Genomic DNA, 12,979 nt, shown 5'->3' with positions numbered 1-12,979 from the left:
GAAACATATATCATTCGCTTGAATAATGGCTGGTTTATACTTGCTGTTATCCATTGACTGGCTCAACAGTTATCATCAAAATGATAAAAAGGCACAATTAAAGTCAGCGATGATTGATTAACAGGCAAAGTATAACATATATTTTAAATACATGTTAATACTTTCCATCAATATTGTGAGCTAATGTAAATAAATAAATCAATACCAACCAGTTAGGCTCATGTCTTAAGTTCATATCCATAAATCAAGCAATAAAAAAACCATAATACAATGATGTATTATGGTTTTTGGGTGATAATCCTAAGTGTGATGGTTGACCAACCATCACACGCTATGATTATGCCAAAGCAGCTTTTGCTTTTTCGGTAATGGCAGTAAAGGCAGCCGCATCATGCATGGCGATATCGGCCAAAATGCGACGGTCAATTTCAACATTTGCCTTTTTAAGACCATTAATCAAGCGGCTGTAGCTTAGACCATTTAGACGAGCACCAGCGTTGATACGAGCAATCCACAAACGGCGGAAAGAACGCTTCTTATTACGGCGGTCACGGTATGCGTATTGACCAGCTTTCATGACAGCCTGTACAGCGACACGATACACACGAGAGCGTGCACCATAGTAACCCTTTGCACGGGCTAGAACTTTTTTATGACGGCGGTTTGCTTGTACCCCACGTTTTACACGAGCCATGTTATTCTCCTAAAATATCCAAAAATTGTTAGATGTATGGGCACATACGACGGATTGAAGCTACATCTGATGCATGAACCATGACGCAACCACGCAATTGACGGATACGCTTTGGAGATTTTTTGGTCAAAATGTGACGCTTGAATGCTTGCTTACGCTTGAAGCCGTTGGCGGTTTTTTTGAAACGCTTGGCGGCACCGCGTTTGGTTTTAAGTTTCATAATAACCTCTTAAATTAAAGTTGGTATCCCAACAATGAACCTTTTTGCCTATGTCACCTATGTCAAAAGCAACACAAGCGGAAGGTGGGATAAAAAATTATAGCAAATTATGATGCATAAAACAAGCAGTATCTGTCTTTACTTGCCTTGTTGCAAGCGTTATAATAGCACTTAAAACAAACACCCTAAGACAGCAAATTTTCGTGCAGCGACTTGCATTAATGTTACAAAACATGGCAACACTATTCCAATAAATACCCATGACTATCAATACACACTGGCTTGATACACTCAAGTTTAATGAGCAAGGACTCATTCCCGCCATCGCACAAGACCGCCAAACAGGTCAGGTCATGATGGTCGCTTGGCAAAATAAAATGGCGTTAGAACAAACCTTAAAAACCAAAGAAGCCGTTTATTTTTCACGCTCTCGTGGTGAGCTTTGGCATAAAGGCGAAACCTCAGGGCATACGCAAATTGTTCATGATATTTATACCGATTGTGATCATGATGTCATCATCTTATCTATCACGCAAATTGGTGGGATTGCCTGTCACACAGGGCGTCGTTCCTGCTTTTTTAAAAAACTCGATGATCAGGGCAACTGGCAAATTACCAACCATGTCATCAAAGACCCTGATCAAATTTATGGTAACAACCAACAAACAGCCACCAAAAATAATGCTAGCAATATCACAGCGACCATAACCCAATCTTCATCTGATGTGCTTAGCCGTCTTGATGCAACCTTAAATGAGCGTAAAAATGCCAATAAAGACAACTCTTATGTGGCAAGTTTATACCATAAAGGGCTCAATAAAATCTTAGAAAAAGTGGGTGAAGAAGCGGTTGAAAGCATCATTGCGGCCAAAGAGCTTGAGCGTGCCAAAAATACCAACGAAAACTGTGATAAGCTGGCACATGATTTGGTTTATGAAGTGGCAGATACTTGGTTTCATCAAATGGTTGCCTTATCCAAATTGGGCTTATCTGCTCAAGATGTCATTGATGAGCTGGCTCGCCGTTTTGGTATCTCAGGCATCGAAGAAAAAAACAGTCGTACAAAATAGCACGATCATCACGCTTGGCTTACTAATTTTTAATGACAATTAAGACAATTAAGACAATTAAGGGGTAGTTTATGGGTTCACTTTCTATTACGCACTGGTTAATTTTACTTGTGGTTGTGGTTATCATATTTGGCACCAGCAAATTAAAAAATGCTGGCAAAGACTTGGGCAGTGCGGTAAAAGGATTTAAAGAAGCTGTCAAAGAAGAAGAAAAGCCAAAGATTACCAATAATGATGGCAAAGTTATCATTGCCGAAGAAGTTAAAGTCGAAAAACCCAAAGATAATCGCTCAGCTGACTTATGATTGGTAATCTTGGTTTTTTTGAATTAACCTTATTTGGTATCATTGCTTTGATTGTTCTAGGTCCTGATAAGCTGCCTGTCGCTGCACGCACACTTGGGCGATGGTATGGCATGTTTCACCGTGCCAGCCAAAAGCTTCAAACTGAAATTACTAATGAACTACAATTACTTGAAACCCAGCAAATGCTCAAAAAAGAGCTTGATGAGATTCGCCAGTCTGAAGCACGCATAAAAGCCCAAATGAATGCACTAGAGCGGTCACTTGATCGCACCAAGACCCAACAACAAAATACCCAAAAAAATCAGCCAGCCAAAGAGCTGCCCAATCATGATGATTTTGGTATTCAGGTAGAATGTGATGATGATAAAAACCTCCAAGAAACCCACGCTATCAGAGCAGCACTCACACTGCCGATGATAAACCATTGGTTTTTGATGAGTAGCTATGATCGCCGTCGCCGTCTACCGCCTGCACCCTACTTGCCAAATCATATTGCCGACCCCTTATTAAATCAACCCAACCGCCGCCCATGAAGTCACCCAATCCACCCACAGACGATGTCTCATTGATGTCACATTTTATCGAACTTCGTGGACGATTTATCCGCATCTTTTTGGCAGTTTTGGTTGTATTTTTGGCGTTGGTTGGCTTTAGCCGTGAACTGTATGACTTAATCTCAAATCCTTTGGTCGCTCTACTGCCCAATGAATCAAGCTTAATTGCCACCGATGTCGCCTCTGGTTTTTTGGCACCCATTCGTTTGACATTTTTTACCGCACTATTTATCACAGTACCTTTTATTTTAATGCAGATTTGGGGTTTTATCTCACCTGGTCTTTATCATCACGAAAAGCGTACCGCCTTGCCCTTATTATTTTCATCCATTGCTTTATTTTATCTTGGTGTGACATTTGCTTATTTTATCGTATTAGTGCCTGCACTGAAATTTTTTGTTGTATTTGCTCCCGACAATGTGCTACCAATGACCGATATCGACAGTTACCTAAACTTTGTGATAAAACTCCTTTTGGTATTTGGCGTGATGTTTGAAATTCCTGTGGTAACGCTGATTTTGGTTTTGATGCGTCTTGTCAGCATTGCAAGTTTGACAAATAAACGCCGCTACATTATCGTGGGCTGTTTTGCTGTCGCCGCCGTGATTACACCGCCTGATGGTGCCAGTATGCTCATGCTTGCCATTCCGATGTGTTTACTGTTTGAACTTGGGCTTATCATGGCAAAATTGTTAGTCAAAACACCCAAAGCACCATAGGATAAACACCACCCAAAACCAACCATTTTGCCTAAAAAATCAAATAAGTAGCGATCAAATTAACACTAAGAACACGCCTTAAAAATAAAAAGCCAAGTCCGTTGGCTTGGCTTTTTTGATGGTTTCACATGAAACCTCTGATTGCTTGACACTCATTTACTGGATATCTATCTTGGTCAATTGATTTGCCATCAGTTTTTATTAATACAGACTTTCTATCGTGCGGTTGCGTTTATTTTCAGCACCAACAATCTTATCTGCAATCGTCATCGCCTGAAAGCTGTTTGGATCGGCAAGCTTCCACATATCATCTAACACACGGCGACCACAATCACCCGTTAACAACGAACCTGTTTCGATGAATTGATAATGCTCAGATAATAGCTTAATCCAGCCATCTGGTTGTCGGCGTACAATGTGATGTGGTTTTAGTTCGGTTGGGTGAGATAGACCTGCACAACCAACAATCTCAGCCAATGCCTTTAGGGTATTTTTATGAAAATTAGATACACGGCGAGATTTATCAGGAATATCAATGGCTTTTTGGCGTGCAGGGTCTTGGGTGGCAACCCCTGTTGGGCATTTATTTGTATGGCATGAACGAGATTGAATACAGCCTACAGCAAACATAAACCCACGCGCTGAATTGCACCAATCAGCACCCAAACTCATCAATCTTGCAATATCAAATCCTGAAATCACCTTACCACTCACGCCTACCTTGATTTTGTCACGGATACCTGCACCAACCAGCGTATTTTGGACAAAAATCAGTGCGTCCACCAAAGGCATCCCAACCGAATCCATAAACTCAATGGGTGCAGCACCTGTTCCGCCTTCAGCTCCATCAATGACAATAAAATCAGGGTAATTATCTTCTTTAATCATGGCTTTAACAATTGCCATAAACTCCCACGGCATACCGATACAAAGCTTAAAGCCGATAGGTTTTCCACCAGATAGCTCACGCAGGCGTTGCCAAAAATGCACAAGCTCAGTGGGTGTACTAAACTCTGGGTGAGTAGGCGGTGAAATACAATCGATACCCATCGGAATATCACGAGTCAATGCAATTTCAGTGGTAATTTTTGAGGCAGGCAAGACGCCACCTTTACCAGGCTTGGCACCTTGTGATAATTTAATCTCAATCATCTTAACTTGCGACAAGGCCGCCCTTTGACGAAATGTCTCGGGGTTAAATCGCCCCTTGTCATCACGACAACCAAAATAGGCCGTCCCTAATTGCCAAATCAAATCACCGCCGTATTTTTGATGATAAGGACTAATACTCCCCTCACCTGTGTCATGTGCAAACCCACCTTCTTTGGCACCTTTATTTAATGATTCAATCGCTGCTGCGGACAATGCCCCAAAGCTCATTGCTGAGATGTTAAAGACCGATAAATCATATGGTTGTCGACAGCGTTCATTACCAACACGCACCCGAAAATCATGATTTTTAATTGTATGGCTACGACCAGAATGTAAAAACCAATCTGTGCCAGGTTTGGTCAAGTCATTTAGACTACCAAAAGCGGTAGTACTATCAACATCCTTAGCACGCTGATATACGATTGAACGCTGCATGCGTGAAAATGGTACTTCTTCTCGGTCACCCTCGATAAAATACTGGCGTACCTCTGGGCGAAAATTTTCAAACAAAAAGCGAATATGCCCACTGATGGGATAGTTACGCAAAATTGCATGACGCTTTTGGCTGATATTATACACGCCAAGACAAGTCAAACAGGTAGCAATAAACAAAAGCCACCAAATGTGAAATAAAATTGAAACGGGAATCAGTGCCACACAGACCCAAAGTAGTGCAAAGCGTGGCAGAACCAAAAATAAATAATTGGCAGAATCTTGAGAAGGTTTTGATGGAGTCATGGGTGATTTAGTCAGGTTATATGTCATATAAAAACCAAAGCAAAGCCGATGCTTGACTGACATAAAAAATGGGTTAAACGGTCGCTGGTGATTAATTTTTTGGTTAGTCAAAATTTAGCAACAAATCAATACTAGCTAGAGCATACTTACCATTGGTGATATTTGATCGAAATTGATGACAACTTAATAACACCGATTACATTCATAAGCATGATGAACATTTTGATAAAAAATTGCCAACACAGCTTATTATATCATAGCTGATTTATCATAATCATTTAACAATAATAATAAAGCCATTGAAAAATTTAATAAATTGGCATTGATATGATGTGTTAATCACAAGCTGCATCACTCATGTTGCGGTAACCTTAAAAATCTGTCATAAAATCAGCCAAAACTACCTTTATTTTTAATCAAATATTGACTACAATGGCACGCACGCCAAGCCCTGATATTTTGATGTAGCGTTTGATTTTAATAACCAATTTTTAGTTACCGATTATGCCAAACAAATCCCCCAATAAAGCCCCAGCCTATCTACGCATCAAAACTGCCATTTTGGATAATATCCATGCAGGTATTTGGGCTTCTGGCGTTGCGATTCCTGCTGAAATTACGCTTGCTGAAGATTTTGGTGTATCACGCATGACAGTCAATCGAGCCATCAAAGAGCTTGAAGCTGAGCGTGTTTTAGAGCGTCGTCAAGGCTCAGGTACTTATGTAGCTCAGCAAAAGTATAATAATGCCCATATTGAGGTTCGTAATATCGCCAAAGATATCCGTGAGCGATTTCATCGCTATCACGCTCAAGTCATCACACAAAAGACGCTTGATTTTATGGCATTAAATCAGCCTGACAACCATTGGTTAAATACGCTGTTTTTTCACAATCAGCCTGCTTACACTGATAAACTATACCAAGTTTGCATCGCACACTATGGCGATGACCTGCCCATTCAATATGAAGAACGCTGGGTTAATGCCTCTGTCATTGCTGATTTTATCAATCAAGATTTTAACATCGTTAATACCAGCGATTATTTGATTGACCATGTGCCTCTTGAATATGGTGATTATCAAATCCATGCCAAACTTGCATCCGACACCATTTGTCAGATACTACAAATACCCATCAATGAGCCCACATTGTTACACACTCGACAAACCAAATCACAAGGCAAGCTTGTCACTTTTGTGAATATGTGGCACCCTGCCAGTCGGTTTTCTTTTAGTGGGACGCTATAGGCTGTCTAATCTGTCTAACCATTTATAAATTGCCTTTAATCATCATACACTAACCAATCAAACAATGGATCAATCGATACGGCGTGATTGGTTGTCATGAAATCTACCAAAGCTTTAGCTAAGCTGTGGTATAATAAGCACTTTTACCCATCCATTCATCCACGCCATGATGTATAACGACCACCAAAAACCAACCCCCACCAAAGAGCAGTTGGCAGCACTTGATATGGCAAAAACTGGGCAATCCTTTAAAATTGTCGCCTATGCTGGTGCAGGTAAAACCACGACACTTAAGCTCATCAGCGAAAATTTGCGTGGTCGTGGGCTGTATTTGGCATTTAATAAAGCCATTGCTCATGATGCACAAAATAAATTCCCGCCCAACATTCGTTGCCAAACTTTTCATTCGCTGGCTTTTCGCCATGTCAATCGTGATGTGACTGCCAAAATTAGCCTGCCTAGGCTTACGCCATCTCGCTTAGCCAATGAACTTGGACTGCGTGCCATCAGCACCGAACGGGTCATTGATGGCATTAAAAAGCCAGTGACGCTCACGCCTGCCAAGCTTGCTAATATCGTCAGTGAAGCCATCACGACCTTTTGTAAGACCTCTTCTGCGTATCCTGCACCACGACATATCACCGCACCAAATTGGATGAGCGATGCTGATGCTAAGATGTTGCAACAAACCTTATATCCTGCTTTTGAACAGCGTTGGCTGCAATCCATTGACCCACGCCATCAAGCAGGCATCAGTCATGATATTTATCTAAAATTGTGGACGCTGTCTAATCCCATCATTCCTGCTGATTTCATTTTATTTGACGAAGCTCAAGATGCCGACCCTTTAATGATGGGTGCTTTGATTCGCCAAGATAAACAAACCATCTATGTTGGCGATGCTCATCAACAAATCTATGAATGGCGTGGTGCTCTAAACGCCATGAAACGCCTGCCCTATCCACAGACACTATTGACGCAGTCGTTTCGTTTTGGTGAACCGATTGCCAGAATTGCCAATGTGTTTTTAAAAGCACTCAATGAAAACATTCCCTTAAAGGGCAATCCCAATCAATCTTCAATCTTAGCTAAAAGTTTGGTTCATGGTGCAAAAGATGCCATCTTATGCCGCACAAATGCCACTGCCATGAGCCATTTGCTTGATGGTCTAAAGCTTGGGCATAAGGTTGCTCTGCAGGCTGATAGTCATCGAATTTTAAGATTTTGTCAAGGTGCTGACAGCCTTAGAAATGGCAAATCTGCCTCTGGCATCCCTGAACTTGCCTACTTTAATCACTGGCAGGAAGTTCAAGAATTTAGTGAAACTGGTGAGGGTGGGGATTTAAAAACTTGGGTGAAGCTCATCGAAGAACATGGCACGACCACCATCACCAAGGCGATTAATAGCCTGACCATGCCAAGTCATGCCGACTATGTCGTCTCAACTGCCCACAAATCTAAAGGCCTTGAATGGAATCGTGTACAAATCAGCGATGATTTTTTATATGACATCAACTCATTGGCTGTTAAAATTACGCCTGAAGAGTTACGCCTATTGTATGTGGCTTGTACACGAGGCAAAAACCTGTTAGACATTCATCACATCAGCGATCTGTTGCATGCTCTACAACACAAAAAGTTGATTCTGGGATAATCACATGCAAAAGACACACTTATTTAATAATCCTGTTCGCCTACTTGCACCGATGGAAGGGCTGACCGATCCGTTAATGCGTCGTGTCCTAACCCAAATTGCGTATGATTTGGGTTCACCTTATGATTGGGCTGTCAGTGAATTTATTCGAGTTACGCACTACCCGCTGCCTGCTCATGTTTTTTATAAATATGTCCCAGAGCTACACACCAAAGGCTGCACTGCCAGCGGCACGCCTGTACATGTACAGCTTTTGGGCAACAACCCTGAAACCATGGCAGCCAGTGCTTTGGTGGCGGTTAGTTTGGGGGCTAAAGCCATTGACCTTAACTTTGGTTGTCCTGCCAAAACCGTGAACAATCATAAAGGCGGCTCGGTTTTACTTGAAGAACCCAAAACACTATATACCATCATTCGTACGGTGCGTGACGCAATACCAACTCAAATTCCAGTTTCTGCTAAAATTCGCCTTGGTTATACTGATACCAGTCAATCAGCTGAGATTGGCCATGCGGTGGCGGATGCTCGTGCAGATTGGCTAACGGTTCATGCACGCACCAAAGTCGATGGCTATAAGCCACCTGCTTACTGGGAAAAAATTGCACCTTTTAATGACTTAGGATTACCCATCATTGCTAATGGTGAGATTTGGAATGCTGGGCATGCCAGACGCTGCATCGCTCAATCACAAACCCATCATCTCATGCTCGGGCGTGGAGCGGTCACTCGCCCTGACTTAACAGCCATCATCGCAGGTAAGTCTGATTTGGGTTGGGCAGACCTATGTCAGCATCAACTAAGCTTTATTAATGATATCACTGATAACCAAAACGGTCTTATTGGACGCTATAAACAGTGGCTTGCGATGCTCACCAAAGGCTACACTCAAGCACATCAGCTATGGCAAGCGGTCAAAAAACTCAAAAATAAAAGTGATATTGAGCAATTAATTATCCAAAGTACTCATCACCATTGAGCATATTTTTTAAAACACTAAAAGATATGAAAGACATGATCACATTGAGTATCATCCGTGTTATCGGTCATTTTTTACAATACAATCCACAGCCCCAAGGTATACCAAAACTAAGATATACCAAAACCAAGCGATTTATCTAAATAGATTTATAAAACTGTGTGATGGGTTTTATTCAAACAATTTTTGTCCCAAATACTCGCCTTGTTTTACCCCACCAAAACAGGCAAATAGCCCACTACCAATGTGAGTGATGTACTCATTCATTTTATCTACCCGTCCAAGTGAACTTTGAATGGCGGTGAATTGCATGGGCGATTTTTGAAATGAAATAAACAACAGTCCTGCATCAAATTGACCTGTTTTTGGATCAATGCCACTGGCATAAGAATAAGAACGGCGAAGCAACTGCAATCCGCTGCGTTTAGCAAGTCCTGCATGTGAAATCTCAGGAATGATAAAATTACCTTCATCATCTTTGGCGGTGATATCCAGATGGGCAAATTCATCACTTTGACCAATCGGCGCACCACTATCTCGATGACGGCCAAAGGTTTCATCTTGTCCGTTTAAACTGGTTCTATCCCATGTTTCTAGGTGCATTTGGATACGCCGAACGACCAAATAAGTACCATCTTTTAACCAGTCTGGCTGTTGAATCCAAACATGTTTATCGGCATGATCAAGCGTGTTGCTATTGGCTGTGCCATCTTTAAAGGCGAATAAGTTGCGAGCGGTTTGGTTACCTGAATCAAAACCTAAAAATCCCGACTGACTCCATCGCATACTAACGCTTGAGCGGGCTTGGCGTACCAATTGGCGAACGGCGTGAAAGCTGACTTGTGGATCATCACTGCAGGCTTGGATACAAATATCGCCCCCTGAATATTCTGGGCGGATTTGGTCTCTGGGGAATTTGGGCAAATCGCTAAATTCAGGCGGTTTTTTATCAGTTAAGTTTAATTTTTGTAAAAACGATGGGCTGATACCAAAAGTTAAAGTCAAGCCATACGCTCCAAGGCTATCAGCCTCACCTGTGTCAACTGGTGGCACATGCGGATTTGAGCCATAAGGAGCGATATTATCGCCCTTGGTTAATCTGGCGGCATACTGTGTCCATTGTTTAAAAACCTCCTTAATATCATCTAACTTATCTGTATACAAATCCAAGACCAAAAAATAGATGCTACGCTGTGCTGGCGTGATGATACCCGCTTGATGTTTACCATAAAAATCATACTGATTATCTGCCAAGCAGTGCTTGACATTGGTATTTTGTTCACCTGCCTGCTTGGGATTAGGCGGGCTGTTGGGTTTGAGTGTATGCTCGGTTTGCCTGTCAGATTTACTTTCATGACCTTGTTGGCATCCTGCCAATCCAATTGTACCAATACCAACAGCGACAGAACCAACACCCACTTTTGTTAAAAATTGTCGGCGATTGGTTGGTTATTTTATCGTCATTTGCCATACCCCCAACTAACCATACCAATGGCAAATAAAGTTTAGCCTGTATCTTTATTTGCCTAGATTGATATACAGCAGCGTCATTGTCTGATATAAGCGGTTACTGTAGTACCACGCCCATTTGTGCCAATGGCTCACCCAATTTATTGACCGCTTCGGCTAAAGCTTTGGTTTCATCGGCACTTAGCTCATTATAAGGTTTGTAATCATGTTGACCAACTTGGTGAGTGACAAGTAAATCATTGACAACTTGGAATTTTTCTGTTAATTCGGTAACCAAATCAGGATTTTTAGCTTGTAGTTTTGGGGTTAAAATTTCAAAGATTTTTTGCGCCCCTTCAATATTAGCCTTAAAGTCATATAGGTCAGTTTTTGAGAAAATCTCTTCTTCGCCTGTGATTTTCGTGGTTGAAATCTCGTTGAGTAAATCCACTGCACCCTCTACCATCAAATTACTCGTTACCTCAGCAGTTGGGATTTTATCTTTTAATTCTTTAATATCAGCAATCAGCTGCTGGCCAAGTTCTTTGGTGCCTTCGGTAGTATTTTTTGTCCATAAGATTTTTTCAATGGCATGAAAGCCTGACCAAACCTCACCTGCTTCTAAGTCAGCTTCATGGTTATCAATGCGTGGACAAGGTCGCCAAAAATTTCAGCAATCGGCTCTGACCGTTCAAATGGCATACGAGCATGCGGATATAAGGCTTTGGCTTCCTCAAGCTGACCTGCATCAAGCAGAGCAACAAATTTTTGTGTCTGCTCCAATAAAATCTCCATCTGACCTTCTACCCAATGCTTATATTCAGCCGTTTCGGCACTCAAATCCACCATGGTATCATCATCTGTTTTGTAATGCTCATGACCATCCTGCGTTTGGGCAGGCTGCACAGGTTCGGTGGGTTTATCTGCTGGTTTTTGGCAAGCGACTAAAGTCAATGTCAAAATACTGGCAGAAAGTAAGGCGTATTTAGAAAAAGTTTGTATGACAAGTTGCCCAATGAGTCCCAAATAATTTATCTTAACATGATTAAGATAATCAATGACAGATAAACGATAGATAATCATTATAATATGAATAATAATGATTATCAATACACTATAAAGTATATTCTTATAAAACGATTAACCAAAAATACGACCATACTGGCAAGCTGTATCTACTCTGATTGTATCGTTTTATCGATAAAATAGATATCAACTAACAAAGAACACCAAGACCCAACCTTATCCCGACAAATCCATCCATTTGATTAGACGAAAAGCCAGCCAAGGCAGTGACTTGGTGTTTTTAGATTGATGAGATAGCCAAACATCAGATTGGCTATCAGTTTTGTTTATTTTGGTGCTAAATGATGGTATCAATCCATTATTTATTCATCTGATTATTTGATAACCGCACGATATTTAACAACCGCTGTTGCACCGATACCAAGGTCTTGGATATTCCAGCGTAATACTTGATATTGACTAAACGGCAAATTTTGAACAGAGCCGTCAGCTGCTGTGGTGCGAATTGGCATAAAGACAAAGCGTGAACCATCTGCACTTGCTTGCGTGCCAACACTTGGTGATACCACGCCCGTGAACTCTGCTCCTTGCGGCAAGCTTAAAGCCACACGCATATCACGCACACGATTGTTACCATCATTGGTAAGTAGCACCTGATATTCAATAAGATCGCCTGCCTTAATACTACTTTGAGCAGTTACAGGCTCAAGTGTTTCTTGGGCATTATCCCTGCGTACAATAAAGGCATTCATGATGGCATTGACATCTTCACTGGTTACCACGGTTGGTGTCGTTCTGGGTGATGAGGGTGAAACTGATGGCGTCTCGTCAGAAACGCTAGGCACAACAGCAGTCGTTTCGGTCACCACTGGCGGGGTTTGTGTTGGTGCTGTTGCACATGCAGACAACGCCAAAGCCATTACACTCAAAGAAAAAGTAGCAGAAATTTTCATAAATTTATCCTGTGTTGGTCAAGTTTTATGTGCCCATAAGCATAGCACAGCTGATTGACGGTGTGAATTTCTTGACTGTTTAATTATGGTAACTACTTACACATGCTCAAAACTGGCGACGATGATGGTGGATTTTATCATATGCCAACCTTATCAAGCAGATAAATCGCTTGGCATCTGCCCAAAACTTTGCTATGGTATGATGGTATCTTGATAGTTAT

14 protein-coding genes are annotated in these 12,979 nt (G+C 41.5%); 7 read left to right on the top strand and 7 right to left on the bottom strand.

Features of this window, described 5'->3' with window-relative positions:
• Positions 1–337 precede the first annotated feature (337 nt).
• Positions 338–694 carry a 50S ribosomal protein L20 gene (gene rplT / locus HMPREF2573_RS01285; RefSeq protein ID WP_003661132.1) on the bottom strand — a complete coding sequence of 119 codons (357 nt, stop codon included), beginning with the start codon at positions 692–694 and terminating at the stop codon, positions 338–340.
• A gap of 28 nt (positions 695–722) precedes the next feature.
• Complete coding sequence (gene rpmI / locus HMPREF2573_RS01280; RefSeq protein ID WP_036331620.1) at positions 723–917, bottom strand: 50S ribosomal protein L35; 195 nt, start codon at positions 915–917, stop codon at positions 723–725.
• A gap of 257 nt (positions 918–1,174) precedes the next feature.
• Between rpmI and hisIE the strand changes: the two genes are divergently transcribed.
• The 4 genes from hisIE (at position 1,175) to tatC (ending at position 3,562) form a co-directional block, all read left to right on the top strand.
• On the top strand, positions 1,175–1,984 hold the full coding sequence (gene hisIE, locus HMPREF2573_RS01275) for a bifunctional phosphoribosyl-AMP cyclohydrolase/phosphoribosyl-ATP diphosphatase HisIE (RefSeq protein ID WP_070472291.1): 810 nt from the start codon (positions 1,175–1,177) through the stop codon (positions 1,982–1,984).
• A gap of 71 nt (positions 1,985–2,055) precedes the next feature.
• Positions 2,056–2,289 carry a Sec-independent protein translocase subunit TatA gene (tatA, locus tag HMPREF2573_RS01270; protein WP_003661127.1) on the top strand — a complete coding sequence of 78 codons (234 nt, stop codon included), beginning with the start codon at positions 2,056–2,058 and terminating at the stop codon, positions 2,287–2,289.
• The gene (locus HMPREF2573_RS01265) at positions 2,286–2,822 is read left to right on the top strand and encodes a Sec-independent protein translocase subunit TatA/TatB (protein WP_003661125.1); all 537 of its coding nucleotides are present in this window, start codon (positions 2,286–2,288) and stop codon (positions 2,820–2,822) included. The genes tatA and HMPREF2573_RS01265 overlap by 4 nt, the downstream gene beginning before the upstream one ends.
• Positions 2,819–3,562 carry a twin-arginine translocase subunit TatC gene (gene tatC, locus HMPREF2573_RS01260; protein ID WP_003661123.1) on the top strand — a complete coding sequence of 248 codons (744 nt, stop codon included), beginning with the start codon at positions 2,819–2,821 and terminating at the stop codon, positions 3,560–3,562. The genes HMPREF2573_RS01265 and tatC overlap by 4 nt, the downstream gene beginning before the upstream one ends.
• 201 nt (positions 3,563–3,763) lie before the next feature.
• On the opposite strand, the gene HMPREF2573_RS01255 is transcribed toward tatC, so the two are convergent.
• Positions 3,764–5,479 (bottom strand): FMN-binding glutamate synthase family protein, encoded by a 1,716-nt coding sequence (locus HMPREF2573_RS01255; protein WP_003670007.1) that lies wholly within the window; start codon positions 5,477–5,479, stop codon positions 3,764–3,766.
• A gap of 477 nt (positions 5,480–5,956) precedes the next feature.
• Here HMPREF2573_RS01255 and HMPREF2573_RS01250 point away from each other — a divergent pair, with 477 nt between their 5' ends.
• The 3 genes from HMPREF2573_RS01250 to HMPREF2573_RS01240 all read left to right on the top strand — a co-directional run bounded on the left by HMPREF2573_RS01250 (position 5,957) and on the right by HMPREF2573_RS01240 (position 9,330).
• Positions 5,957–6,700 (top strand): UTRA domain-containing protein, encoded by a 744-nt coding sequence (locus HMPREF2573_RS01250; RefSeq protein ID WP_003663407.1) that lies wholly within the window; start codon positions 5,957–5,959, stop codon positions 6,698–6,700.
• 166 nt (positions 6,701–6,866) lie between these two features.
• A complete protein-coding gene (locus HMPREF2573_RS01245) occupies positions 6,867–8,354 on the top strand; it encodes a UvrD-helicase domain-containing protein (RefSeq protein ID WP_038520138.1) in 1,488 nt (495 codons plus the stop codon).
• A 4-nt stretch (positions 8,355–8,358) separates the two neighbouring features.
• Entirely contained in the window at positions 8,359–9,330 is a 972-nt protein-coding gene (locus tag HMPREF2573_RS01240) for a tRNA dihydrouridine synthase (protein ID WP_070472288.1), read from the top strand.
• 171 nt (positions 9,331–9,501) lie between these two features.
• Here the strand turns inward: HMPREF2573_RS01240 and efeB are convergent, their stop codons facing one another.
• From efeB to HMPREF2573_RS01225, 4 genes are all read right to left on the bottom strand, one after another.
• A complete protein-coding gene (efeB, locus tag HMPREF2573_RS01235; RefSeq protein WP_070472285.1) occupies positions 9,502–10,749 on the bottom strand; it encodes an iron uptake transporter deferrochelatase/peroxidase subunit in 1,248 nt (415 codons plus the stop codon).
• 148 nt (positions 10,750–10,897) lie between these two features.
• Entirely contained in the window at positions 10,898–11,359 is a 462-nt protein-coding gene (locus HMPREF2573_RS09710) for an EfeM/EfeO family lipoprotein (RefSeq protein ID WP_250638057.1), read from the bottom strand.
• Between the two features lie 41 nt (positions 11,360–11,400).
• Positions 11,401–11,862 carry an imelysin family protein gene (locus HMPREF2573_RS09705; protein WP_250638054.1) on the bottom strand — a complete coding sequence of 154 codons (462 nt, stop codon included), beginning with the start codon at positions 11,860–11,862 and terminating at the stop codon, positions 11,401–11,403.
• A gap of 317 nt (positions 11,863–12,179) precedes the next feature.
• The gene (locus HMPREF2573_RS01225; RefSeq protein WP_003673499.1) at positions 12,180–12,758 is read right to left on the bottom strand and encodes a DUF11 domain-containing protein; all 579 of its coding nucleotides are present in this window, start codon (positions 12,756–12,758) and stop codon (positions 12,180–12,182) included.
• Positions 12,759–12,979: the final 221 nt, after the last annotated feature.

Source organism: Moraxella sp. HMSC061H09 (assembly GCF_001809255.1).
Classification (GTDB): Bacteria; Pseudomonadota; Gammaproteobacteria; order Pseudomonadales; family Moraxellaceae; genus Moraxella; species Moraxella catarrhalis.
Note: the sequence above shows the minus strand (reverse complement) of the source record. Positions and strands in the feature narration are given on the sequence as shown.

Bases quoted from the DNA above. Each gene is read 5' to 3' on its own strand.
- rplT (WP_003661132.1), bottom strand. From the start codon at position 694: ATGGCTCGTGTAAAACGTGGGGTACAAGCAAACCGCCGTCATAAAAAA.
- hisIE (WP_070472291.1), top strand. From the start codon at position 1,175: ATGACTATCAATACACACTGGCTTGATACACTCAAGTTTAATGAGCAA.
- HMPREF2573_RS01245 (WP_038520138.1), top strand. From the start codon at position 6,867: ATGATGTATAACGACCACCAAAAACCAACCCCCACCAAAGAGCAGTTG.
- tatA (WP_003661127.1), top strand. From the start codon at position 2,056: ATGGGTTCACTTTCTATTACGCACTGGTTAATTTTACTTGTGGTTGTG.
- HMPREF2573_RS01250 (WP_003663407.1), top strand. From the start codon at position 5,957: ATGCCAAACAAATCCCCCAATAAAGCCCCAGCCTATCTACGCATCAAA.
- HMPREF2573_RS01255 (WP_003670007.1), bottom strand. From the start codon at position 5,479: ATGACATATAACCTGACTAAATCACCCATGACTCCATCAAAACCTTCT.
- tatC (WP_003661123.1), top strand. From the start codon at position 2,819: ATGAAGTCACCCAATCCACCCACAGACGATGTCTCATTGATGTCACAT.
- HMPREF2573_RS09705 (WP_250638054.1), bottom strand. From the start codon at position 11,862: ATGATTATCTATCGTTTATCTGTCATTGATTATCTTAATCATGTTAAG.
- HMPREF2573_RS01225 (WP_003673499.1), bottom strand. From the start codon at position 12,758: ATGAAAATTTCTGCTACTTTTTCTTTGAGTGTAATGGCTTTGGCGTTG.
- HMPREF2573_RS01265 (WP_003661125.1), top strand. From the start codon at position 2,286: ATGATTGGTAATCTTGGTTTTTTTGAATTAACCTTATTTGGTATCATT.
- HMPREF2573_RS01240 (WP_070472288.1), top strand. From the start codon at position 8,359: ATGCAAAAGACACACTTATTTAATAATCCTGTTCGCCTACTTGCACCG.